This is a genomic window from Stutzerimonas chloritidismutans AW-1 (genome assembly GCF_000495915.1).
Classification (GTDB): Bacteria; Pseudomonadota; Gammaproteobacteria; order Pseudomonadales; family Pseudomonadaceae; genus Stutzerimonas; species Stutzerimonas chloritidismutans.
Genome location: NZ_AOFQ01000004.1, coordinates 31,400 through 54,381, shown reverse-complemented (window position 1 = coordinate 54,381; position 22,982 = coordinate 31,400). Strand labels below are relative to the sequence as shown.

Genomic DNA, 22,982 nt, shown 5'->3' with positions numbered 1-22,982 from the left:
GATGCCTATTCGCACGCAAGTCTGGACTGTCGGCGCGCAACCCGTAGCCCTCAAGGCGGCGCGGTTGGTCAGCGAGCAGCTGTTGGAAAACATGATCGTCGCAGCGCCGGCGCTGCTGTCCGAGGACTGGCTGCTGATCGGCCAGCAGGAAAGCACCGGCTACGGCGGGCGTATCGACCTGCTGGCGCTGGCGCCGGATGCCTCGCTGGTGCTGATCGAACTCAAACGCGACCGCACCCCACGCGAGGTGGTGGCACAGGCGCTGGACTATGCCGCCTGGGTCGAGCGGCTGGAGGCGGACGAGATTGCCGCCATCTATCAGCGCTTCAAGCCGCAAGGCGATCTAGCCGCCGATTTTCAGGCACGTTTCGGTGCGCCGCTGGATATCGAGTCGCTCAATCAAAGCCATCAGATCGTCATCGTCGCCGCCGAGCTGGATGCTAGCAGCGAGCGCATCGTCAGCTATCTCAGTGAGCGCGATATCGCGATCAATGTGCTGTGCTTCCAGGTGTTCCAGCTGGGCGAGCAGCAACTGATCAGCCGCGCCTGGCTGTTCGACCCTGCCGAAACGCCGCAACCCACCGCAGTGGCCAAGCCTGGCACACCCGGTGAGCCCTGGAACGGCGAGCTCTACTGCTCCTTCGGCCACGGACCCAGCCGCTCCTGGCCCGAGGCACGGCAGTACGGTTTCATCTGCGGGGGTGGTGGCAGCTGGTACAGCAACAGCCTGAAGGTGCTCAGCCCTGGCGACCGCATCTGGGTCAACGTACCCGGCGCCGGGTATGTGGGCGTTGCGCTGGTTACAGGCCATGCCACCCCGGCCCTTGAGTTTCGTATTCCCTATCAGGGCAACGAGGTCCCGGCGCTGGAGCTGCTCAACGGCGCTAATTATCACCGCGACCTGGCCGATGACCCGGAACGTTGTGAGTACTTCGTCTCAGTGGAGTGGCTGTTCAGCCTGCCGCTCAACGAAGCCATCAAGGAAGTCGGCCTGTTCGGCAACCAGAACACTATCTGCCGCCCAACCACCCCGAAGTGGCGCTGGACGGTGGACCGATTGAAAGAACGCTTCGGCGTGAAAGCCTGATTCGCGAATTGGTTTGATCCACTTCTGCTTCTTTCTCCAGAGCCAATGAAAGAAAAGGTCAGCTTCGGCTAGCCCTTTGGCTTTTGGTGTGTTCGCCGAACTATCCCTTCGTTGTCAGACTCAGGCTGCATTACCAATCCCTTCTCGCCAAGCCCGGCTAACCGCCGCGGTTCTGGACTGTTCGATTGCCTCCGGGGCTATGTCCGACAGCCGGCAGTAGCTTGACGTTAATTTATTGACTTTGGTCAGGGTTATGCGCCTGTGCAACAGAAAGAATGTGTGCCAGTTCAAAACGGTCGCTGATAAGCCCTGTAAGGGCCGTTCGTCCTGCGACGTGCTACAGCATCAACGCAACGGTTCGACCGACCAATAAACCGATAAATCGCTTCCTCGCGCGTACCGAACGGTGCGCGGCGGTTGCGCGCACCCTGCCTTCTGCCACTGGTAAATCCATGACCTGGAGCACTGAGGTACACATGCTTAGAAACATTCCTTTGAGCGCGAAGCTTCTTTTGATCCTCGCGTGTCCTATGCTCGGTTTTCTATGGCTGGCCAGCCTGTATGTCGCTGACAGCTACGCCACCCTGAGACAAATGGAGCGCACCGTCGAGGCCAGCGTGGCCGCGCAGAACGTAAGCCGGCTGATCACCGCATTGCAGCGTGAGCGTGGTGCGAGCGGCGTCTATCTGGGGAGCCAGGGACGTACCATGGCCAGGCGCCTACCGGGGATGCGGCAAGCGACTGACGAAGCGTTGAGTGCCATGCAGGTGCTTGCCAAACAGGAAGGCTCGCAGATCGGGGGCGTCTTGGCCTCGCTCGATGAGCTTCAGGCAACACGTTCGCAAATCGACTCGTTCGTAATCAACAGCATCGACTCCGGTTCTCGCTTTACTGGCTACATCAAGGCGTTGATCGGCTTTACCCACGAGGTAGAGCGCAGCGTGCAGGACGTCACGCTTGCACGAGCGCTAGGCGGGCTCAATCAGTTCGTCGAGATGAAGGAGCGAGCCGGGCGCGAACGGGCGTTGTTGGGCGTGGTGTTCGGTCAGGACCGGTTCGACGCGGCACTGCTTGCCTCCTTCAGCCGAAACCTGGGTGAATTCTCGGCCTATATGGACGGCTTCCGTCGTGCGGCCTCGGAGCACTTCATCCGTTTGCTGGATGAAAAGCTTCAGCAGCCGAGCGCCGTTGAAGTTGCACGTCTGCAACGTCTGGCTTTTGAGGTGCCGATCGGGCAGAGCCTGGGTATCGACAGCGAGAGCTGGTTCGATACGGCGACCAGCCGGATCGACCTGATGGGTGAGCTGGAGCAGGCCTTGTCGCAGGAAGTGGGCACACTGGCCGCTCGGGCTCGCGATGAGGCGAGCAACGCGCTTTGGCTGACGCTCGCTGCGGTGATCATTGCGCTGCTGGTGGTGACCGGCCTTTCCTTCCTGATCATTCGCAACATCAAGCTGGCGGTGCAGGATGTGAATCGTGCGCTGTTGTCGCTTTCCGCTCGGGATCTGACCGCAACGGCGCACTACGAAGGCAGGGACGAGTTTGGCGAAATCTCGCGCAACCTCAATCTCATGGCCGTCGAGCTCAAGCAGGTCGTCGGCGAGATCAGTAACGCCACCGCGCAGGTGGCCACGGCGGCGGAGGAGTCCTCTGCGGTGACCGTGCAGACAAGCCAGAGCATCGATCGCCAGCGGCAGGGAACCGAGCTGGTGGTTACCGCGATAAACGAGATGAGCGCGACCGTGCGCGACGTTGCGAGAAGCACCAGCGATGCCGCCGAACTCTCGCAGCAGCTCAATGCCAACACTGCGCAAGGCCGGGCCGAAGTCGAGAGCACCATCGAGCTCATTCGCCAGCTGTCGAGCCAAGCCGATCAGACCGCAAGCATCATTGCGGACCTCAAGCGTGAGAGTGATTCGATCTCGTCCGTGCTGGATGTGATCCGCGGCATTGCCGATCAGACCAATTTGCTGGCACTGAACGCGGCTATCGAGGCGGCGCGAGCAGGGGAGCATGGCCGCGGCTTCGCTGTCGTTGCGTCCGAGGTGCGTACGCTTGCCCAGAAGACACAGGAATCCACCGGCAGCATTCAGGACATGATTGCCAATCTCCAGGGCGGGGCTGACCGGGCCGCGCGCTCGATGCAGGAGACGCTCTCCAAGGCTCAGACCGGCTCGAGCAACATCGGCCGTGCCGGTGAGTTGCTGGCGGAGATTGCCGACGGCGTTTCTGCCATCAGTGATCGCAATCTGCAGATTGCCACGGCGGCGGAGGAGCAGAGCGCGGTGGCCGAAGACATCAATCGCAACGTCGTCGAGATCAACGATGTCGCGATTCAGGTGAGCGCCGGTGCGGAGCAGACAGCGATGACCAGTCTGGAGCTTGCGCGCCTGGCCGAGCAGCAACAGCAGCTCGTTGGTCGGTTCAAGGTCGCTTGACGCGTGCGCCTGCTGAGTTGAGTCCATAAGCCCGGCCGCAGCTGGCCGGGGTAGCGCGAGGCGGGGGGCGCAGCCATACAGGCTGGGCCCTTCTTCGTTACAGCGTGATCGCGATGCCGGCCTGGAGAGTGCGGGGGGCGCCCGGGTAGGCCCAGATGTTGCCCCAGGCGCGCTCTTCGTACTCTTCGTCGAACAGGTTGTTGAGGTTCAGGTTCAGGCGAACCCGTTCGGTCAGCGGGTAGTAGGCGAGCAGGTCGACGGTGGTGTAGGCGTCCATGTCGAACGCGGTGCTGGTGGCGCCGCCCTTGCGGTCGCCGACGTACTTGACGCCCATGCCAACGCCGAGCCCGGCCAGCGGACCTTCGGCGAATTCGTAGGTATCCAGCAAATTGAAGCTGTGGCGCGGCACGTTGGCCAGGCGCGTGCCGGTCGGCATCGATACGCTCGAGCTTTCGGTGACTTCGGCATCGACGTAGGCGTAGCCGCCGATCACGCGCCATTGCGGGGTGATGTTGCCGGCCACGCTGATGTCGAAGCCGCGGCTGCGCGCTTCGCCGGCGGCGACCTTGAAGGATTGGACGCCTGTGTTTGCGGGGTCGTCGGTAAGCACGTTTTTCTTAGTGATGTGGAACAGCGCTGCGGTGACGCTGAGGTCGTGCTCCGGCAGCTCGTACTTGATGCCGACTTCGTGGGCGATGCCTTTTTCCGGGTCGAACGCCTGGCTGCTGCGGTCGGCGCCGCGGTTGGGCTTGAACGAGCGCGAGGTGTTGGCGTAGACGGCCAACTCCTCGGTGAGGTCGTAGATCAGCCCGAAACGCGGGGAGACGGCGTTGTGCGCCTGGTCCCAGCTGCCGGCGGGGGTGAGCTTGTTTTCATAGCGCTGCTCGAAGCGTTCCAGGCGCGCGCCGACCTGCGCTGTCAGGCGCTCGGTGAGGGCGATCTGGTCCTGCAGGAAGAACGCGTAGGACTTCAGGTTTTCGTCATCGTAGGTCGTGGTGCGGGTCAGCGCCGGCAGCGGCTGACCATAGACCGGATCATAGAGGTCGATCGGGAAGTCGCTGGTCGCACCACCCGAGCGATCGATCTGGGAGTCGTAGTTGAAGTCGTCGAATTCCACACCGAGCAGCAGTGTGTGGGCCAGGCCCGCTGCATCGAAGTGACCCTCCAGATTGGCCTGCACTGCCAGGTCGTTCCAGTTCAGCCAGCGCTCGCTGTAGTTGCGTCCTACCGTGCGGCCATCGGCGGCCAGGCCATTGTTCTCCACCGCGCCGCCGTCCAGGCTGCCGTCGAGGTACTGGATGCCGCCGCGCAGCATCCACTGGCTGTCCAGCTGGTGCTCCAGTCGCAGTTGCGTGGTGGCGTTCTGGTTGGTCAGCTTGCCGGCACTTTCCTCCCCAGGAAGCGATCGCGCGACAGGTCGCCGGCCTGGTTGGGGTAGCGGGTAAGACCACGGTCCATGGGGTGGCGGTTGTGCAGATAGTCGCCTTCGAGGATCAGCGCGGTGTCGTCGCTGAGCTGCCAGCGCAGCACTGGCGCGATGTTGTAGCGCTCACTTTCGACGTGATCGCGGAAGCTGTCGCTGCCTTCGGCGACCAGGTTGAGGCGATAGGTAAACGCGGCGCTCTCGTCCAGTGCGCCGGTGGTGTCCAGTGTGCCGCGGCGCAGTCCGTCGGTGTTCACCTGGCTGCCGAGTACCGTGCGCCGTTCCGCCTGCGGCTGCTTGCTGACGATGTTGAAGGTGCCGCCCGGATCGCCGCGACCGTACAGCATCGAGGCAGGGCCGCGCAGCACTTCGATGCGCTCCAGCGTGCTGGCGTCGGGCATGTTGGGGTAGCCGCGGTTCACCGCGAAGCCGTTGCGGTAGAACTCCTGGGTGCTGAAGCCGCGCACGAGGAATTCGGTCAGGCCCTGGCCGCCGAAGTTGTTGCCACGTTCCACCCCACCGGCGTAATCGAGCGCATCTTCCAGGCGCGTTGCGCCGATGTCTTCGACGACCTGCGCCGGGACCACGCTGATCGACTGCGGGGTTTCGTGGATCGCGGTGTCGGTGCGGGTGGCGCTGGCCGAGCGGGTTGCCCGGTAGCCCTGCACAGGCCCGTCGGCGCGCTCGGCCGATGCGGTGACCTGCATCTCCTCCAGTGCCAGCGGTTCAGCAGGCGGTTCGTCGTTGGCTGAAACCACGGCAGGGCAAGTGAGGGCGGGAATCGCGAGCATCGGGAGGAGAAGGCGCCGCATCGAATGATCCTTGAGGGAAGGGAGCGAGGGCGGGCATCCTAATCTCAACGAAAACTATTATCAAATAGAAGGTAATCTCAACTGCTGTGCGCTACGGCTGGTTGCGACAGGGCGCAGTGGGCGCAGATCGAGCGCGTGGCGACAGGCACCCAGCGTGCCGCGCAGCGCAGGTGAGCGGCGGCTGCCAAGCGGCTCGGGGGTCACATCTGGCGGCTGCTCGGCGCTCAGTTGGAGGCGAGGACGACGCGGTCGCGGCCGGCTCTCTTCGCTTGGTACAGCGCTTCGTCCGCGGCTTTGAACGTCGCGTCGGGCGACGCATAGCGGTCACTGCAGGCGATGCCGATGGAGGCCGTCACCGGTACGCCAGTCGGGCTTGCGGTTTGCCGCAGGCGGGCGAGCAGGCGTTCTGCCGCAATGCTGGCGCCGGCGGCGTCCGTCTCGGGCAGCAGCATGAGGAATTCTTCACCACCCATGCGGCACAGCACGTCAGTGGGGCGCGAGCATTCCTTCATGATCTCGGCAAGAAAACGCAGCACCGCATCGCCCACGTCATGGCCGTGCTGGTCGTTGACCTGTTTGAAGTGATCGATATCCAGCGTCACTGCCGCGTAGTGCTGGTCGAGCAGGTCGAACTGCTTGAGTGCCAGCTCGAGGCCGCGGCGGTTACGCAGGCCGGTCAGCGGGTCGGTCATGGAAGCCGCTTCCAGTGCGCCCATCTTCTGCTGTAGCAGGGAGACGCCTGCGAGCATCGCGACCTTCAATCGCGAGACCTCGAAATACCAGGAGTTGACCATCGAAATACGACTGGCTGCCTCCGGTGCGCCCCAGTGTTCGGCGGTATCGGCCAGGGCGCGAATGGGCCGGGAGATGAGTATGGACAGCCACCAGAACACCGCGAGCGAGATAAGCGTGAACGGTACCGCGTTGAGCAGCGTGGTCCGCGCCAGTTGTTCGAGCTTCGCGGTGATGGCTGCGGTCGGACGCTGGGCGATGATGCCCCAGCCGGTGCTCTGCATGGGCGCGAAGCCGGCGAGCATGTCCACGCCGAGCGTATTGATGACGCGCTGGCTGCCCTCCTGGCCCGACAGCACCTGCCGGACCACGGCATTGCTCGATACGTTCTGGCCGACCCGCTTACCGTCTTCGTGGAAGATCAGCCGGCCCTGTGTGTCGACCACGTACAGGTAGGAGCCGTCGCGGTAGTAATGCACGCCCAGCAGGCCGTGCAGTGCGTTGCGCTCGCGCAGGAACAGCGACGCACTGATGAAGCCGAGGTAGCGGCCATCGGGGGCGAAGATGGGGTGGGTGACCGCGATCAGGTAAGTGCCGTCCGTGGCGATGTAGGGATCGCTGGTCTGCGGTATGCGCTCTTTCAGCGCGCGGGTTGCCCCTATGCTGTTCACCTTTAGGCCAACCAGGTCAGTACTTTCAGGCGAGGCGGAAACGATCTCCCCGGCGGCGCTGACGATCACGGCCCGGCTGAACTGCTCGCTCTTGAGCTTGAGCCGTTCGGTCTCGTTGTCCCGCGCGCTTGGGTCGGCGAAGCGTGTCGACAGCACCTCTGCCGCGTAGGCGAGCTCGCGACGACTATTGAGAAAGAACTGATCGGTGGTGTCGGCGAGCTTGCGCGCATAGGCCCGGTTTGCCTCCAGAGTCTGCTCGAACAACTGATCGCGCTGTGAGCTGTAGCCGGCGAAGAAGCTGTTACCGAAGGTCAGCAGACCGGCGACGAGTGCCAGCAGCAGCGTGAGTTTCTGTAGATCCAGCCGGGACATGAAGCGCGATTCTCCGAATGCGTGCTTGGCGTGCGCCAATGGAGGTTGCTGTCGGGCTTCAGGCAAGCGGAAGCCAAAGGGCTGGGAATGATACAGGCAGCGCGCGGCTGACGAGTGGCTTCTCATACATATAGAGCTGGCGGCCTGCTCTGGGTCAATCGCCTGCTGCTGGTACAACTATCGCAGTGTGGCAAATGAGAGGTGCGGGTGTTCTTCCTGATCTGGGCGGCCGCTCGGGCCCCATGTGCTGTGGCGGCTGGCGCAGCTCGGCTGAGCCGATAACTGGCGCTGCCTTGTCTGGCTCTGCCTGTGCTGAACGTGATGGTTGTTGCCCTGGGCGGGGGTGAGCTGACTACGAAACAGGCCCGCTGATGCGGGCCTGTTTCATTCGAGCTGGCCGATGCGGTTCAGCCCTGGTGATAGCTCGGAGCAAGCTTGTAGACCGAGGTGTCCAGCCCCTCGAAGCGCGCTTTCAGTTGCAAGGCCAGGTACAGCGAGTAGTGCCGTGACTGGTGCAGGTTGCCGCCGTGGAACCAGAGGTTCTGCTGCTGGGTGGGCTTCCACATGTTGCGCAGCTCGCCTTCGTACGGGCCCGGGTCCTTGGTGGTGCCGGAGCCGAGGCCCCAGCAGCGCCCGACCTTGTCCGCGACGTCCTGGGAGATCAGCCGCGCCGCCCAGCCGTTCATGGAACCGTAGCCGGTGGCGTAGACGATCAGGTCGGCCGGCAGGCGGCTGCCATCGTTGAGTACCACGGCATCCGGCTCGATGTGATCGACGCCGAGGCCGGGTCCGCTTTTCAGCTTGATGGTGCCGTCGGCGATCAGCTCGCAGGCGCCGACGTCGATGTAGTACCCCGACCCGCGGCGCACGTACTTGAGGAACAGACCGGATTCGTCATCGCCGAAGTCGAGCATGAAGCCCGCCGCGGCCAGGCGATCGTAGAAGGCCTTGTCGCGTTCCTTGACCTGCTCGAAGGCCTGGCGATGGAACTGCGGCAGCACCTTGTAGGGGATCGAGGCGAACAGCATGTCGGCCTTGTCGGTGGTCAGTCCGCTCTCGAGCGCATCCTCCGAATAGAGTGGGCCGAAGACCACCTCCATCAAGGTGTCGGAGCGCACGATATGGGTGCTGGAGCGCTGCACCATGGTGACGTCCGCGCCGTTTTCCACCAGGTCTGCACAGATGTCGTGAGCCGAATTGTTGGCACCGATGACCACCGCGCGCTTGCCGCGCCAGGCGTCGCCGCCGGGATGCTGGCTGGAATGGTGCTGCTGGCCGGCAAAGGTTTCCGCACCCGGATAGACCGGCACGTTGGGCACACCGGACATGCCGGTGGCGAGGATCAGCTGCGCGGGCTTGAGCGTCATCGGCTTGCCGTCGCGCAGGACCTCGACCGTCCAGCGGCCCTCGGCTTCGTCGAAGCTCGCCTTCACGCATTCGGTTTTCGCCCAGTAGTTCAGCTCCATGACCTTGGCGTACATCTCCAGCCAGTCGCCGATCTGGTCTTTGGGTGTGAAGATTGGCCAATGGTCGGGGAAGGGCAGGTAGGGCATGTGGTCGTACCAGACCGGGTCGTGCAGGCACAGCGACTTGTAGCGTCCGCGCCATTGATCGCCGGGGCGCTCGGCCTTGTCGACGATCAGCGTCGGCACGCCGAGGCGCTTGAGCCGCGCGCCGAGGCCGAGGCCGCCCTGGCCGCCGCCGATGACCAAGCAATAGGGCTGTTCCGTGATGCCCAGTGCGGCTTCCTCGTCGCGGCGCTTTTCCAGCCAGTTGCGCTTGTCGGCCAGGCCGTGGCCGTGTTCGGCGCCCAGTGGCCGACGGCGTCCGAGCGGTTCCTCGTGCCCCTTCAGCTCGCGCATGGTGGTCAGCAGCGTCCAGCACAGGCCGTCCTTCAGACGCACATAACCCTTGCCGCGGGCGGCGTCGGTTTCCAGGCCGATCCAGCCTTCGAGCACGCCGTCGGCCAGGCTCGCTTCGCCTTCGAGCTTCCAGTTGTCCGGCTGGGTCGCTTCGAGCTGCTTTTCCAGCATGTCGCGGATATCGGCCTTGCCCTCAAGAGTGACCAGGTTCCAGCTGAACAGCACCAGGTCACGCCAGTGGCAGTCGTCGGCGAATAGCTCAAGCGTGCCATCGACGTCGCGTTGCGCCAGGCGCTGGCCGAGGCGTTCGACCCAGGCGGCCAGTTGTTCGGTGGGCGAGCGGGTGTCGGTGGCCTGGCGGTCACCGCCGAGGTCGCTGCCGTTATCGGTTTTCAGATCGAAGGGAACGTCGTTGGGACGCATGGTGGTTCTCCTGGTCATTGTTGTTATTCACGGGGATACCGTGCTTGCAGCAGAGCAAGCGGCGGGCCAGCAACCGGCGCGCAGCGTCGTATCTGGCCTGGAGTCGTATCGGGACTGCTCGGTCGAGCGTGTGCTGTGCCATCCCCAGTACGGCGGGGGTGACACTCTGTACCAGCCGTGGCACAGCATGCGGCGGCCGGGCGATTGGCCTATGCTGGGCGCGAAACCGCCTCGAAACATCGCGGAGAACAACAAGAATGACCTCTCGCCTCAGTCAGCACGCGCACCAGGTCCTCAGCTTCGGTGACGGCACGTCCGCCAGCCAGGGCCCGGCTGCCGATCCCGCCATTGCGCGTTCCTGGCGCCGTTGCCTGGAGCAGCATCAGCTCGACCCCACCAGCCCGCGCGCGCCCTGCGTGATCGAGAGTCCGCGGCTCAATGAGCATCGCGAGCGGCTGGACCGGGTTATCGCCGTCGCCCACTGGCAGATGAACAGCCTGCACCAGCAGCTGGGCAGCAGCGGCCACGCGGTACTGCTGACCGACGCCAGCGGCGTGGTGATCGACAGCGTGGCGGATCAGGCCGAGCGCGCGGAATTCCAGCGCGCCGGGCTCTGGCTCGGGGCGGTGTGGAACGAGGCGACCGAGGGCACCAATGGCGTCGGCCTGTGCCTGCTGGAGCGCCAGGCGCTGACCATTCGGCGTGACGAGCACTTCCGTGGTCGGCACGCAGCGCTAACCTGTTCGGCGAGCCCGGTGTTCGATGCCGAAGGCGGTTTGCTTGCCGTACTCAATGTGTCGTCGGCGCGCGAAGACCTGTCGCGCCAGCGGCGCTTTCACACCATGGCGCTGACCAACCTGTCGGCCAAGCTCATCGAAAGCTGTTTCTTCCTGCAGCACTGCGAGGGCAACTACCTGCTGCGCTTCCATGCCCAGCCCGAATACATCGGCCTGCTCAGTGAAGGCCTGCTGGCGTTCGATGGCGAGGGACGGATCACCGCGATCAACGAAACCGCGCTCAACCTGCTCGCCAGTAGCCGCGAGGCGCTATTAGGCCGGCCCTTGGAAACTGTGCTCGATGTGCGTCTGGATCAGTTGCTGGAGCGTGCGCGACCGCAGCCGGGGGCTTGCTGGCCCTTGCATACCCATGACGGTCAGCGGCTGTTCTGCCAGCTGCGCGGGCCGCAGCTGCGCGTGGTTGCTGCGCCGCGCCAGGAGCCGGCCGATGTGCCGGGCCTGTGTCTGCTCGATCCGTCAATTCGCACCGGTTTCAGCCGTGCGCTGAAGGTGCTCGAGCGGGACGTGCCGGTGTTGCTGCAAGGTGAGACCGGCACCGGCAAGGAGGCATTCGCCAGCGCACTGCATCGCGCCAGCAGCCGCGCCGGTCGGCCGTTCGTGGCACTCAATTGCGCGGCGATTCCCGAGACGCTGATCGAAAGCGAACTGTTCGGCTATCGCGGCGGCAGTTTCACCGGCGCGCGGCGCGAGGGCATGGTCGGCAAGCTGGAGCAGGCCAACGGCGGGATTCTCTTTCTCGACGAGATTGGTGACATGCCGCTGGCGCTGCAGACGCGCTTGTTGCGGGTGCTGGAGGAACGCAAGGTCACCGCGCTGGGGGCTGCCGCGCCGACCGAACTTAATATCCGTCTGATCAGCGCCAGTCATCACGACCTGCGCGCGCTGGTTGTCAGCGGCGCGTTCCGCGAAGACCTGTATTACCGCCTTGGCGGGCTGATGATTGCGTTGCCACCGTTGCGCGAGCGCAGCGACAAGGCTGCGCTGCTCGATCACCTGCTGGCGGAAGAAGCGCAAGGCGAATCGATCTGTCTCGAGCCGGCCGCGCGGCAAGCCTTGCTGCGCTACAGCTGGCCGGGCAACGTGCGGCAGCTGCGCAATCTGCTGCGCACGTTGGTCGCGCTGAGCGAGCAGGGGCGCGTTGGGCTGGACGACGTGCTTGCCGTGCTGCCGGCCGAAATGGGCGAGGTCGAGGCACCTCGTGACCCGTTGCAGTCGGCCGAGCGCGAGGCCCTGCTCACGGTGCTACGCGAACGGCACTGGCAGGTCAGTCGGGTGGCGGAACAGCTGGGGATCAGTCGCAATACGCTCTATCGCAAGCTGCGCAAGCACGGCATCTCGCGTAACTGAACCGGCGGGCGCGATGCCCGCCGTCAGTGGGTCAGAGCGCGGTGGAGAGGGTGATCGAACCGAACTGGTCGTGTTCCTGCTGGCCCTGGAATTCGCGAGTGCGCCAGACGCTGGCGAACGCCAGCTGCCAGCGGCTCCAGGTCAGTGCCACGCCGAGCTTGGCGTCGCCGACCCACTCGCGACGGTTAACCGAGTGGCTGTCCTCGAAGGTGTTGCCGTCCAGCAGCATGTTGTGCGCCATGTAGCGGCCTTCGAGATTGGCGAAGCCGTACCAGGCGAAGTCGCCGCCGGGGCGGAAGAACTGGCTGCCGCTTTGCGCCGGCGTCACCGCGGGGATGCTGAAGCTGCGCTGCAGGTTCTGCCCCAGGCGCAGGCCCAATCCGGCCGAGCCGTAGCTGTATAGGTTACCGAGGGCGAAGCCCACGCTCGGACCGTACTCCAGCTCTAGCCCGGCGAAACGCTCCTGCAGCCACCAGCGATGCTGATAGCCCAGATTGACGAAGGGCTCGTTCTCCAGCTGGTTATCCCAGCCGTTGGGCTCGTCGCTGTCGGTTACCTTGTGCACGGCACGCTGCAGGCGCTTGCCGCCCGCCGCCGGGCCAACTATGCCGACATCCAGGTGCAGCCCTTGCGCGGCGCGCCAGCCGTCGTACTGGGTGTCGGAAAACATCGACATGCCGGCGAACAGCAGGCCGGCGTAAGGGCGGTCGTCTTCGATCAGATTTCGGGTTTCGATTTCCTCTGGCGTGTAGATCTGGTGGCCGAAGCGGTAGGCGACGTTGTCGACGGCATTGCCCGACCAGCCGGGCAGCAGATCGGCGAAGCGCCGCGTCCAGCTCTGGTCGTCCGGTTCGAAACCCCAGATGACTTCCAGGCCGTTGGTGTAGTGACCATCGCTGCCCGAGGCGATGATGTCGTTCTCCGCCTTGATGGCGAGGATGTCCGCATGGCTGACGGCGGGGGCAGTGATGGATGCGGCGAGCAAGCACAAGCACAGCAAAGAACGAGAATGCATGATTCAACTCCTGGCTTACGTTCTTGTTTGTATGTTCTTTCTCGGACCATCGCCGCTTCCAGCGGTTCGCTTGTCGATCAGGGCGCGTCGTACGCGCCGTTTCTGGCCAGCCCCGCCTTGCTGACCATCTCCTGTCTGGCTTCCTGCAGTTGCTCGGCCAGTGCCGCGGAAAAGTCATGCACGGCTGACCAGCGCAGGTGAATGGCGTCGACGAAGGCGGCCGGTGGAGCAACCCATTCGCGATCGGCGTTCCAGTACTGCGCTCCGGCATTCCCGGCGATGGCGGCGTTCAGCTTGGCGTCGAAGCGGCCGAGAAAGCTGCCATCGGCATCGACCTTGGCTTTCCACTGCGGGTGCAGGGGCGTGGAAACCACCAGCAGCTGGCGTTGCTCGTTCTTCAGGCGTTTCGACAGCTCGCCCAGGGCGACAAAGCAGCTGTCATCCAGCGCGTCCGGTTTGTCGTAGAACAGGCCGCGATCACCCTGCGGCTCCAGCGGCCCGTCGCCGTGGCGGGTGAACACCAACGGGTCCCATTCGATCTGGTTGGCCCGCTGCGCCTTGACCGTCTGCGCATTGCGCAACAGCGAACGCGGCGAGAAGTAGCGCATGTAGTAACCCCAGCGCGAGGCCTGCTGATAGACGTAGTGATCGGCATCCTCGCGGTCGAACACCGCATCCGGCACTTTCCAGCAGCCGGCGAAGTCCAGCGGATCGACGATCATCACCACCTGGCGGACGCCCGGTTCACGATCCAGCAGCCAGTTGGCGACATAGGTCGACTGATTGGCGTGCAGGCCGCAGAACGCACCGTTGAGCGGACGCAAGCCGGGCGTCTGCTCGATCAGCACGTCACCATCGACATGGCGCCAGGCGACCGAGGAACCGACGATCAGCAGGTTCGGATCGGCGATGGGGTTGTGCCGCAGAAAGTGCAGCTTTTCGTCCACACACAGGCTGTTGGAGAAGGCCGGTGGCGGCAGATTGTCAGTGTGATTGAGCCAGGCGAGCAGGGCGGCAAAGCCGCCGAGCATCCCGAACAGCCCGGCGAACATGCCCAGCAGGTAGCCGGCACCTATCCGCCGCTGGTCTGCTTCGGCCCGGGCGGCAACGCCGTCCGGGCATGTATCGACGGATCTGGCCATGACTCAACGCCCTCCGAGTTTGGTCTGGATCAGCTGGGCGAAGTGGCCGACGTTCTTCAGCGATTCCAGTTCGGCGGTGCGGAACTTGATGCCGAAGCGTTGCTCGGCGGCCACGATCAGCAGGACATGGGTCTGGCTGTCCCAGCCATCGATGTCGTCGGCGGTGGTTTCGGAGGTGAGGACGATATCGTCATCGTCGAACACGTCGTGGAAGACCTGGGTCAGCGCCTGGAGAATTTCCTTTTCGTTCATGCTTGCACCTGGATGTGATGGTTGATGGGAGCGCGCGAGGCCAGCTCGTAGCGCCAGAAACTTGCATCGGTAGCGGCGTTGGCAGGGGCGGGGCGCTGCTCGAAGCCCAGCCGCGGATAGTGCTCGGCGACCATGCCGTTGCGTTCGGTGGGGCGGTATTCGCCGACCAGTGCGCCCCGGCCGGCAGCTGCTGCCGCATCGGCCAGCACCTCCAGCACTGCCGCTTCGACCTGACGGCCCAGCACGCGGCAGCTCATCAGCCAGCTGTCGATCAGCAGTTCGTCAGCCTCGATGGCGGCATCCGGCCGTGCCAGCACCACGCTGATCAGGCCGTTATCGCCGAACTTGTCTTCCAGCCGCAGGGCCAACGCGATGGTTTGCGGATCGCTGGCCATGCGCTCGACTTCGGCTTCGGTATAGCGGCGGGTGGTGAGATTGAACTGGTTGGTCTTGTTGATCAGCTGGGTGGCTCGGGCCAGTTCGGTGGCGCCGATGTGGCTGACGCGCAGCACCATCTGCAGCCCGCACAGGTAGCCTTCCATGTCCGTGGCCTGGTTCAGCGCGGCCTTGCGTTCGGCATTCAGCGCATAGCTGCGGCCGCGCTCGGCGTCATCGGAGGTAAAGGACACGGCCTCGAAATAACCCGCGGCGGCGATGCGTGCGGGGTAATCGGCGACATCGTCGGGCAGTTCCGGTACGGCGACTTCCGGCAGCTCGCGGCGCACGATGTCGCGCTCGGCGGGGTTGTCGTCGACGAACACCAGGCTGTCCAGACCGATATCGAGCATGCTCGCGATGCGCCGCAGGTTGCCGGCCTTGTCTTCCCAGTTGGCGACGAATGCCGCGATATCGCTGCGCTTGAGCGCCATTTCCGGGTGTGCGAATGCCGCCTCGGCAACGTGCAGGTCGTTCTTGCTGCACACCGCAAGAATCACCCCGCGGCGCGCCAGTTGCGCGGCATAACGCTGGAAGGTGAGAAACGCCTCGCCGCTGGGGCTGCCCTGGCCGAGCTGGATACCGTCGATGCCGTCATCACCGATCACGCCGCCCCAGAGGGTGTTGTCCAGATCGAGTACCAGGCATTTGCGCGAAAGCCCGGCAGCGGCCGCCGCAATGCGTGCCAGCTGCTCGCCATAAAGCGGCGCCAGGGCCGGGCTGACCAGCTGCTTGGCCTGATGCCAGCGCACCGGCTCGCCCAGGCCGTCGCCATAAGCGGCTGCGTGCCAGGCCAGATCGAGCAGCAGCACGCCATCCTCGCGGGCAGCGGCTCGGATGGCCGCATTCAACCGTTCGATGACTGCCCGCGGCGAAGCCGGCACCAGTGCTTCGTAAGAGCCGAACAAGGGCGGTGCGACTGGCACCAGGGTTTGCTGCACCACCTGCGCGGCATAGCGTTCGCGGGCCCGGCGCCAGAGCAGGCGCAGTTCTTCGACGCGCTCCGCCACGGCGGCATCCACCTCCGCCTGGCCTGCCTGCAAGGGGAGTTGCAGCGGCGCGTCATGGGCGTCCAGGGCCAGCACCACCAGTTGCGGGGCGAAGGCGTTCAGCGCCGGGTCATCAGCCAGCAGTGCCTGTCGGTACATACCGTAGGGCGCAACGTGCAGCGAAAGCGCCAGGCGCCGTTGCAGTCCGGCCACGCGGATGGCCGGCAGCAGGTGATCGACCGTATGCGAGGACAGCAATGCCACCCGCAGTGGCGTCAGTCGTGCCGCCGTGGCGTTCTGCTCGATACCGGCGGTGGCCAGCTTGTCCAGCCGTGCGGTCAGGGTGAAATCCCGTTGATGAGCGGCCAGCTTGGCGGCTTCATGCAGCCGCTGCAGCGGATCTTCGATGCGTTTGGCTTGGCCGATGGCACCGGATAGATCCGCGTGCGTCGGCAGCCAGGAGAGTTGTTGCATGCCTGGGACTCCTTGTCGTGGTCAGAACTGGAAGTAGAGGAATTCAGTCGGCGCCATGGAAAAGGCGATGGCCAGGGCGAAGAAGCCGAGCACGCCGATCGCCATGCCGTGGATCGCCGTCGGCCGCCAGGCGCTGACCGGCAGCAACCGCTCGGTCCAATGCGGCTGGGCCTGGAAGTTGAGCGCGGTTCGGAAGTGGCCCATCCACTGCTGCACGTTGGGCATGCCCCAGACGAACACCAGCAACGCGGCGATATAGACGAAGTCGGAGCGATCCATCGCCGTGCTGGTCGGGCTCAGGCCGAGCATGCCGGCGAGGATTGCCATGGCGGCCGGCACGTCGCTGGCGCGGAAGAACACCATCGCCACCACCACGCAGCCGAAGGTCAGCGCGACAGCCGCCGCCTTGTGCCACCAGATGTCGCTGTCCAGCTTCCAGCCCTGGCGCACCTTCCAGGCACGCCAGCCGTGGGCGACCACCAGATAGAAGCCGTGCAGCAGGCCGAAGGCAACGAACTGCCAGCCGGCGCCGTGCCAGATGCCGGAAATGAACATGGTGAAGACGGTGGGGTAGGCGACCAGCGCAAAGAAGGTGCCGGCGGTCATCTTGCCGCGGCGTGGCTGCGGCTTGCCGGCGGCCATGCGCGCGCGGGTCACCCGCAGCACGATGGGGTTGTAGATGTAGGCGGTGAGAAAGCGCGTCAGCGTCATGTGCCAGCGCGACCAGTAGTCGATGACGTTGCGCGCCTTGAACGGGCTGTTGAAGTTGGCGGGGAGGCTGATGCCGAACAGCAGCGCGAGGCCGATGGCCATGTCGCTGTAGCCGGAGAAGTCGAAATAGATCTGCAGTGTGTAGGTCAGCGCGCCGGTCCAGGCATCGTAAAACGCCGGGATGGTGCCGTCGGCGGCGAGGCTGAAGACCGGCGTGGCTTTCAGCGCGAGGGTGTCGGCGATCACCACCTTCTTGAACAGCCCGAGCAGAAACACCGTGGCGCCCAGCGACAGGTTGTCGATGCGCGCGCGGAAGCTGTCGCGGTCGTTGAACTGCGCAAGCATCTCGCCGTGATGGGTGATCGGCCCGGCGATCAGTTGCGGAAAGAAGCTGATGAACAGGCAGTAGTTGGCGAAATCGTGCTCTTCCACCACGCCATCATGGGCGTCGACCAGATAGGCGATCTGCTGGAAGGTGAAGAAGGAGATCGCCAGCGGCAGGATGATGTCTTCCACCCGCCAACCGAGATCCAGCGCCGCATCCAGCGTGCCTAGCAGGAAACCGGTGTACTTGTAGTAGACCAGCAGCAGCACGTTGGCCGCGACCGCCAGCCCAAGCACCAGGCGCGAGGGGTGCCGGCGCAGGTAGCCACCGAGCAGATAGTTGACCAGCATGCTGCCGACCAGCAGCGGTACGTAGACCGGGTTCCACCAGCCGTAGAACACCAACGAGACGACGGTCAGCCAGATCCCCGCGAGCCGTTGTCGGCCCGATCCAGTCAGCACGAAGAATCCAATCAACACCACCGGTAGAAAGCCGGCGATGAATTCCACTGAATTGAAAAGCATCTTCCCTATCCCTGCTCAGCGTACGTGCATCGCTGCCCAGGCCGCCGGCAAGGCGGGGCGAGTCATCCATAAAGTCCTAGCGCCACGCCACCGACAATCCATCCTGGTCGGCGTCACGGCATCCTCGGTCCATCAGTGGGTGCTCGCTCGGGTTACGGCCACCTTGGCCGGCTTCCCCTGAGCTCCTATGGCTCGGACTTTAAGGTGTAAAAAAAAGTTTCAACGATTGTTGCGCCACCTGGCGCTTTATTGTCGCAGGTCACAAAGCCCCCGGACGGAGCGGCCTGCGGCCGTTTTCCGTCGGTCGGGAAAGTTCCCGGTATTTTTCGACGCTCGGAACATTTGAGCGCGAACGGGCGACCGGCGTGTTCAGCCGACCGAGTAAAGCTGCCGGTCCGCTCAGCGGACGCTGCTCAACCCTGCGCTGCTGCGCGCGCGCTGAACGCTTCTCGACGTGGCGACAGGCGGTTCGACCTTGCGCTGCAGGTGCCGCACGGTGCGCTTTAGCCGCTGCACCTTGTCTTCCAGTTGGAAGACCTTGCGGTTGTTGTAGAACATGCCCAGCACGAACCCCACCGAAGTGAAGACCAGGCCATAGATGAGTGCGGCTTCATAGAGATAGCTGGAAAACATCCTGTCGTCCTCTGCGGGTAATGGCCCACGCTCGTCGAGCGAATCAACCCGGAATGGGCTGATGCCAATCTGCCTTTATGTGACAGAACGCACATTGAAAACGTTCCCAGTGCGATGGCTGCGCTTGTCGTGCGGTCAGCGAGCGCCGGCGGACATGGCGATGGCCGCGGCTGCGGTCCGGGTCTCCACACCGAGCTTCACGTAGACGTGCTCCAGATGCTTGTTCACCGTGCGCGGGCTGAGCCCGAGGATGTCGCCGATATCGCGGTTGGTCTTGCCGCAGGACACCCAGTGCAGCACCTCGACCTCGCGCCCGGTAAGCTGGAAACGCTCGGTCAAGGCGGCCTGGATCTGCTTCTCGTCGGCCGGAGCCTGGGCCTGGCGAGCGCTCTGCAGCGTGCGCGCGGTGCGCAGATGTGCGGCGACGCGGGCCACCACCTGTTCCGGGTGAATTGGCTTGGTCACGTAGTCGATGCCGCCCGCCTCGAAGCCGGCAAGCACATGCTCGCTTTCGGTCAGTGCTGTCATGAACAGCACCGGCACGTCTTCCAGCTCGGCCTGCGCCTTGATCCGGCGGCAGGTATCGAAGCCGTCGAGCCCGGGCATCATGGCGTCGAGCAGAACGATGTCCGGCTTTAGCCGCTGCATTCGCTCCAGCGCGCTGAGGCCGTCCAGCGCCACCAGCACCATGTAGCCGGCTTGGTCGAGTGCGCCGGAGAGCAGGGCGAGGTTGTCGGGCACGTCATCGACGATCATCACGATGCCCTGGTTCTGCGGATGATCAGCTGGATGCATGGGTGTTCTCCATGGGCGTCTGAATCTCTTTGTTCATGGCCTGGTCCAGGCGCTGGCCCAGTTCGTTCAGCTGGAAGCGCCTGGCCAGCTGGCGCAGTTCCTGGAGTTGCGCGGCGGCGGCCGGCAGGTCGCGCTCGAGCTGGTCGAGCAGTTCGAGCACGCCGCGCACATACCCGAGCGAGGCCTGTTGCTGCAGCGCATGCAGGGCATTGAGCGGCAGGCCCGCGGCGGTCGAAGTGGTGGCCGCCGCATCGCGTCTGAGCCAGTCCAGCGCCAGCTGCTGGCGAATCTTGTCCAGCAGCACCGGGGCATGCACCGGCTTGGGCAGGTAGTCACTGCAATCGGCGGCGACACTCGCGCCGTCGACGAAGGCATTGGCGGAAATGACGATGATCGGCGCCTTCGAACCCACCGAGCGGCGAATCAGCCTGGCGGTCTGCCAGCCGTCGAGCTGCGGCATGGAAAGGTCCATCAGGATCAGGTCGGGGTTGTGCAGCGAGACCTGGCTGAGCGCTTCCTGGCCGTTGCTGGCCATGAGTATCTCGAAGCCCAGTGGTTCGAGCATGCCGGCCAGCACCTTGCGGTGTTCGATGTGGTCGTCGACCACCAGCACGCGGCGGCGCGGGCCGTGGTAGCCGATGATGTCATGTTCGACATGGACCACCGCCTGCGGCACGCGCACTTCGGAGAGGAACAGGCGCAGCTGGAAAACGCTGCCGCGACCTTGCTCGCTCTTCATCGACAGCTCGCCGCCCATCAACGCGGTGAGCATGCGGGTGATGGTCAGGCCGAGGCCCAGACCGCTGTCCTGACGCAACGGATTACCGCGCTCGAACGGCTGGAACAGACGCTCCACCTGTTCGGGGGCGATGCCGATACCGGTGTCGGCGATCTCGAAGGTCGCGGTTTCGCGCAGGTAGCTGGCGCGCAGGGTGATGCTGCCTGCGTCGGTGTAGCGCACCGCGTTGCCGAGCAGGTTGATGAGAATCTGCCGCACGCGCTTCTCGTCGCCGCGCACAACGGCCGGGATGCGGCCCTGGGTTTCGAAGTGGAAACGCAGGCCCTTTTCCTCGGCCTGTGGCGCGATCATCTGGCGTAGTTGCAGGAGGAATTCGGGAAAGGCGATCTCGGAGGGCTCCAGATTGAGCTTTCCGGCCTCGATCCTGGCCACGTCGAGCAGCCCGTCGATCAGCGAGAGCAGATGAGCGCCGCTGCGATGGATGGTGCCCAGCGCTTCCTTGTGTCGCGTCGGCAGCTCGCCATCGCGCAACAGGATCTGCGCATAGCCGAGGATGCTGTTCAGCGGGGTGCGTAGCTCGTGGGAAAGGCCGGTCACATAGCGGCTCTTGGCGGCATTGGCCGCCTCGGACGCCTCCTTGGCCTTCTGCAGCTGTTCGTCGGTCTTGCGGTGGGCTTCGATTTCCTGCATCAGCAGGTGGGTCTGGCGATCCGATTCCTGCTGGGCGACGTGGCGGCTTTCGCGGGTCAGCACCACCCACCAGGCGAGAATCCCGGCGAACAGCGAGAGCACCAGGAATGCCTTGAGAAACGCCTGATAAAGGGTTTCTCCCGCCTCCTGCGGGCTGGCTGCGACGCTCGGCGAAACCTGGCTGTAGATCAGCCAGAGCGCCAGCGAAAGCAGGCCGATGATCAGACCGAGCACACCGAGGTAGTGCGCCAGGCGGGTGTGCAGGCGCGGGATGGACACCTGCGGGAAGGCCCAGCGGAGGAAGTTGTCCCACTGCGCCGAGAGCCGCGCGTGCGGCTTGCACAGGTCGCCACAGCGGGCATCGAGCGAGCAGCACAGCGAGCAGATCGGCGCACCGTAGGCGGGGCAGAAGGCGGTGTCCGGCTCTTCGAAGGCGTTGCTGCACAGCACGCAGGCGACTTTGCCGCGCTCGGTATAGGGGTAGAGCAGCTCTGGCTGACGTTCGCGGGCTATATAGAAGCGCCCGCCGGTAAGCCAGGCGATCAATGGTGCGCAGACCAGTGCGGTGCCCAGCGCGATCATCGGTGAGGCTGCCTGAGCCAACGCACCGAGCACGCCGCTGTGGGCGAGAATCGCCAGCAGCGAGGCGATCAGCATGGCGCCGACACCCACCGGGTTGATGTCGTAGAGGTGTGCGCGCTTGAATTCGATCTGCCGCGGCGACAGGCCCAGCGGCTTGTTGATCACCAGGTCCGCGACCAGCGCGCCGATCCAGGCGATGGCCACGTTGGCGTACAGCCCGAGCACCTGCTCGATGGCTTCGAACACGCCCAGTTCCATCAACATCAGCGCGATCGACACGTTGAATACCAGCCAGACCACCCGCCCCGGATGGCTGTGGGTGACGCGCGCGAAGAAGTTCGACCAGGCCAGGGAGCCGGCATAGGCGTTGGTCACGTTGATCTTCACCTGCGAGACGATGACGAACAGCACCATGGCGCCCAGAGCCCATTCCGGCGAGGCGAACACGTAGCTGAAGGCCACCAGGTACATCTGTGTCGGCTCGGCCGCCTTGTCCACCGGGATTTCGTGCTGCAACGCGAGAAAGGCGAGAAAGGCGCCAGCGAGCATCTTCAGTGCGCCGGGGATGATCCAGCCGGGGCCGGCGGCAAGCATCGCCAGCCACCAGCGAACGCGGTTCTGCCGGGTCTTCTCGGGCAGGAATCGCAGGTAGTCGACCTGCTCGCCGATCTGTGTGATCAGTGCCAGCGCCACCGTGCAGGCGGCGCCGAAGGACAGCAGGTTGAACGAGCCACCGTCGCCTTCGCGGCCGGCGAAACTGGTCAGATCGCTCAGCGCATCGGGGTTCTTGGCGATGACGAAGATGTAGGGCAGCAACAGCAGGATCAGCCAGACCGGTTGCGTCCAGAGCTGCAGGCGGTTGATCAGGGTGATGCCGTAGGTCACCAGCGGCACGATGATGATCGAACAGACCACATAGGCGAGCGCCAGCGGGATGCCGAAATACAGCTCCAGCGCCAGCGCCATGATCGCCGCTTCGAGGGCGAAGAACAGGAAGGTGAAGCTGGCGTAGATCAGCGAGGTGATGGTCGAGCCGATGTAGCCGAAGCCGGCGCCACGGGTCAGCAGGTCCATGTCCACGCCGTAGCGCGCCGCGTAGTAACTGATCGGCAACCCGGTGAGGAAAATCACCAGCGCCACCGCGAGGATCGCCCAGAGTGTATTGGTGAAACCGTAGGAAAGGGCCAGCGTGCCGCCGATGGCTTCCAGAGCCAGGAACGACACCGCACCGAGCGCGGTGTTGGCGATACGAAATTCCGACCACTTGCGAAACGACTTGGGGGTGAAACGCAGGGCGTAGTCTTCCAGCGTCTCGTCGGCGACCCAGCTGTTGTAGTCGCGGCGAATCTTGACGATGCGCTGTGTGCCTGTGATCTGCACGCTGGCGGCCCCGGCTGGTTGTCGTTTCCCTGGTTTGAGCAACTTCCGTGCCCCCGTTCGGTACTGCTGATGACCCGCGGCGAAGCACCGGTACGCATGTCGGCGCAGCGCTGCCGTGATCGGCAGGGGTGAGGGTTGCCGGCTGCCGGCGTGCTCCATACCGGCGCAAGGATGCACCAGCAGTGCGCCTGCAACGGATACGTCAGATGACGTACCCGCTTACGTCATCCTGCGTATACCCCGGCCAGACAGCCGAGCCCATTCTTGCTCCCGACCCGATGCCGGCCCGCAGCAGCAATGTTGCGGCAAGCCAAGCACGGCCCACCGAGACA

At 64.5% G+C, this 22,982-nt stretch carries 13 protein-coding genes and 1 pseudogene; 3 read left to right on the top strand and 11 right to left on the bottom strand.

Features of this window, described 5'->3' with window-relative positions:
• Position 1: 1 nt before the first annotated feature.
• Together F753_RS26525 and F753_RS26520 are read left to right on the top strand one after the other, a co-directional pair.
• A complete protein-coding gene (locus F753_RS26525) occupies positions 2-1,087 on the top strand; it encodes a PDDEXK family nuclease (protein WP_023443828.1) in 1,086 nt (361 codons plus the stop codon).
• A gap of 476 nt (positions 1,088-1,563) precedes the next feature.
• Positions 1,564-3,525: a methyl-accepting chemotaxis protein gene (locus F753_RS26520; protein WP_031297117.1), complete on the top strand. Its 1,962-nt coding sequence runs from the start codon at positions 1,564-1,566 to the stop codon at positions 3,523-3,525.
• Between the two features lie 97 nt (positions 3,526-3,622).
• Here F753_RS26520 and F753_RS26515 read toward each other — a convergent pair.
• The 3 genes and pseudogenes from F753_RS26515 to F753_RS26505 form a co-directional block, all read right to left on the bottom strand.
• Positions 3,623-5,760 (bottom strand): annotated as a pseudogene (locus tag F753_RS26515) (TonB-dependent siderophore receptor).
• Positions 5,761-5,984: 224 nt separating this feature from the next.
• Complete coding sequence (locus F753_RS26510; RefSeq protein WP_031297116.1) at positions 5,985-7,535, bottom strand: sensor domain-containing diguanylate cyclase; 1,551 nt, start codon at positions 7,533-7,535, stop codon at positions 5,985-5,987.
• A 407-nt stretch (positions 7,536-7,942) separates the two neighbouring features.
• The gene (locus F753_RS26505; protein ID WP_023443823.1) at positions 7,943-9,820 is read right to left on the bottom strand and encodes an NAD(P)/FAD-dependent oxidoreductase; all 1,878 of its coding nucleotides are present in this window, start codon (positions 9,818-9,820) and stop codon (positions 7,943-7,945) included.
• Between the two features lie 257 nt (positions 9,821-10,077).
• Between F753_RS26505 and F753_RS26500 the strand changes: the two genes are divergently transcribed.
• On the top strand, positions 10,078-11,964 hold the full coding sequence (locus tag F753_RS26500) for a sigma-54-dependent Fis family transcriptional regulator (protein ID WP_023443822.1): 1,887 nt from the start codon (positions 10,078-10,080) through the stop codon (positions 11,962-11,964).
• 31 nt (positions 11,965-11,995) lie between these two features.
• Here F753_RS26500 and F753_RS26495 read toward each other — a convergent pair whose 3' ends face one another.
• From F753_RS26495 to F753_RS26460, 8 genes are all read right to left on the bottom strand, one after another.
• A complete protein-coding gene (locus F753_RS26495) occupies positions 11,996-12,979 on the bottom strand; it encodes a lipid A deacylase LpxR family protein (RefSeq protein WP_023443821.1) in 984 nt (327 codons plus the stop codon).
• Positions 12,980-13,056: 77 nt separating this feature from the next.
• Positions 13,057-14,121: a hypothetical protein gene (locus F753_RS26490; RefSeq protein ID WP_023443820.1), complete on the bottom strand. Its 1,065-nt coding sequence runs from the start codon at positions 14,119-14,121 to the stop codon at positions 13,057-13,059.
• A 3-nt stretch (positions 14,122-14,124) separates the two neighbouring features.
• Complete coding sequence (locus F753_RS26485; RefSeq protein ID WP_008567163.1) at positions 14,125-14,373, bottom strand: acyl carrier protein; 249 nt, start codon at positions 14,371-14,373, stop codon at positions 14,125-14,127.
• A complete protein-coding gene (locus F753_RS26480) occupies positions 14,370-16,271 on the bottom strand; it encodes an HAD-IIIC family phosphatase (protein WP_023443819.1) in 1,902 nt (633 codons plus the stop codon). The genes F753_RS26485 and F753_RS26480 overlap by 4 nt, the downstream gene beginning before the upstream one ends.
• A 21-nt stretch (positions 16,272-16,292) precedes the next feature.
• Positions 16,293-17,831, bottom strand: coding sequence for an MBOAT family O-acyltransferase (locus tag F753_RS26475; RefSeq protein ID WP_023443818.1), 1,539 nt, complete (start codon positions 17,829-17,831; stop codon positions 16,293-16,295).
• Positions 17,832-18,230: 399 nt separating this feature from the next.
• The gene (locus F753_RS26470) at positions 18,231-18,464 is read right to left on the bottom strand and encodes a hypothetical protein (RefSeq protein WP_014819843.1); all 234 of its coding nucleotides are present in this window, start codon (positions 18,462-18,464) and stop codon (positions 18,231-18,233) included.
• Positions 18,465-18,599: 135 nt separating this feature from the next.
• Complete coding sequence (locus F753_RS26465; protein ID WP_023443817.1) at positions 18,600-19,259, bottom strand: response regulator; 660 nt, start codon at positions 19,257-19,259, stop codon at positions 18,600-18,602.
• Positions 19,246-22,650, bottom strand: a complete 3,405-nt coding sequence (locus F753_RS26460) for an ATP-binding protein (protein WP_023443816.1) — start codon at positions 22,648-22,650, stop codon at positions 19,246-19,248. Before F753_RS26460 ends, F753_RS26465 begins: the two co-directional genes overlap by 14 nt.
• Positions 22,651-22,982 lie beyond the last annotated feature (332 nt).

Excerpts from the sequence above, each read along its gene's own strand:
- F753_RS26495 (WP_023443821.1), bottom strand. The coding sequence starts at position 12,979 with ATGCATTCTCGTTCTTTGCTGTGCTTGTGCTTGCTCGCCGCATCCATC.
- F753_RS26505 (WP_023443823.1), bottom strand. The coding sequence starts at position 9,820 with ATGCGTCCCAACGACGTTCCCTTCGATCTGAAAACCGATAACGGCAGC.
- F753_RS26475 (WP_023443818.1), bottom strand. The coding sequence starts at position 17,831 with ATGCTTTTCAATTCAGTGGAATTCATCGCCGGCTTTCTACCGGTGGTG.
- F753_RS26485 (WP_008567163.1), bottom strand. The coding sequence starts at position 14,373 with ATGAACGAAAAGGAAATTCTCCAGGCGCTGACCCAGGTCTTCCACGAC.
- F753_RS26510 (WP_031297116.1), bottom strand. The coding sequence starts at position 7,535 with ATGTCCCGGCTGGATCTACAGAAACTCACGCTGCTGCTGGCACTCGTC.
- F753_RS26470 (WP_014819843.1), bottom strand. The coding sequence starts at position 18,464 with ATGTTTTCCAGCTATCTCTATGAAGCCGCACTCATCTATGGCCTGGTC.
- F753_RS26465 (WP_023443817.1), bottom strand. The coding sequence starts at position 19,259 with ATGCATCCAGCTGATCATCCGCAGAACCAGGGCATCGTGATGATCGTC.
- F753_RS26490 (WP_023443820.1), bottom strand. The coding sequence starts at position 14,121 with ATGGCCAGATCCGTCGATACATGCCCGGACGGCGTTGCCGCCCGGGCC.
- F753_RS26500 (WP_023443822.1), top strand. The coding sequence starts at position 10,078 with ATGACCTCTCGCCTCAGTCAGCACGCGCACCAGGTCCTCAGCTTCGGT.
- F753_RS26525 (WP_023443828.1), top strand. The coding sequence starts at position 2 with ATGCCTATTCGCACGCAAGTCTGGACTGTCGGCGCGCAACCCGTAGCC.
- F753_RS26520 (WP_031297117.1), top strand. The coding sequence starts at position 1,564 with ATGCTTAGAAACATTCCTTTGAGCGCGAAGCTTCTTTTGATCCTCGCG.
- F753_RS26480 (WP_023443819.1), bottom strand. The coding sequence starts at position 16,271 with ATGCAACAACTCTCCTGGCTGCCGACGCACGCGGATCTATCCGGTGCC.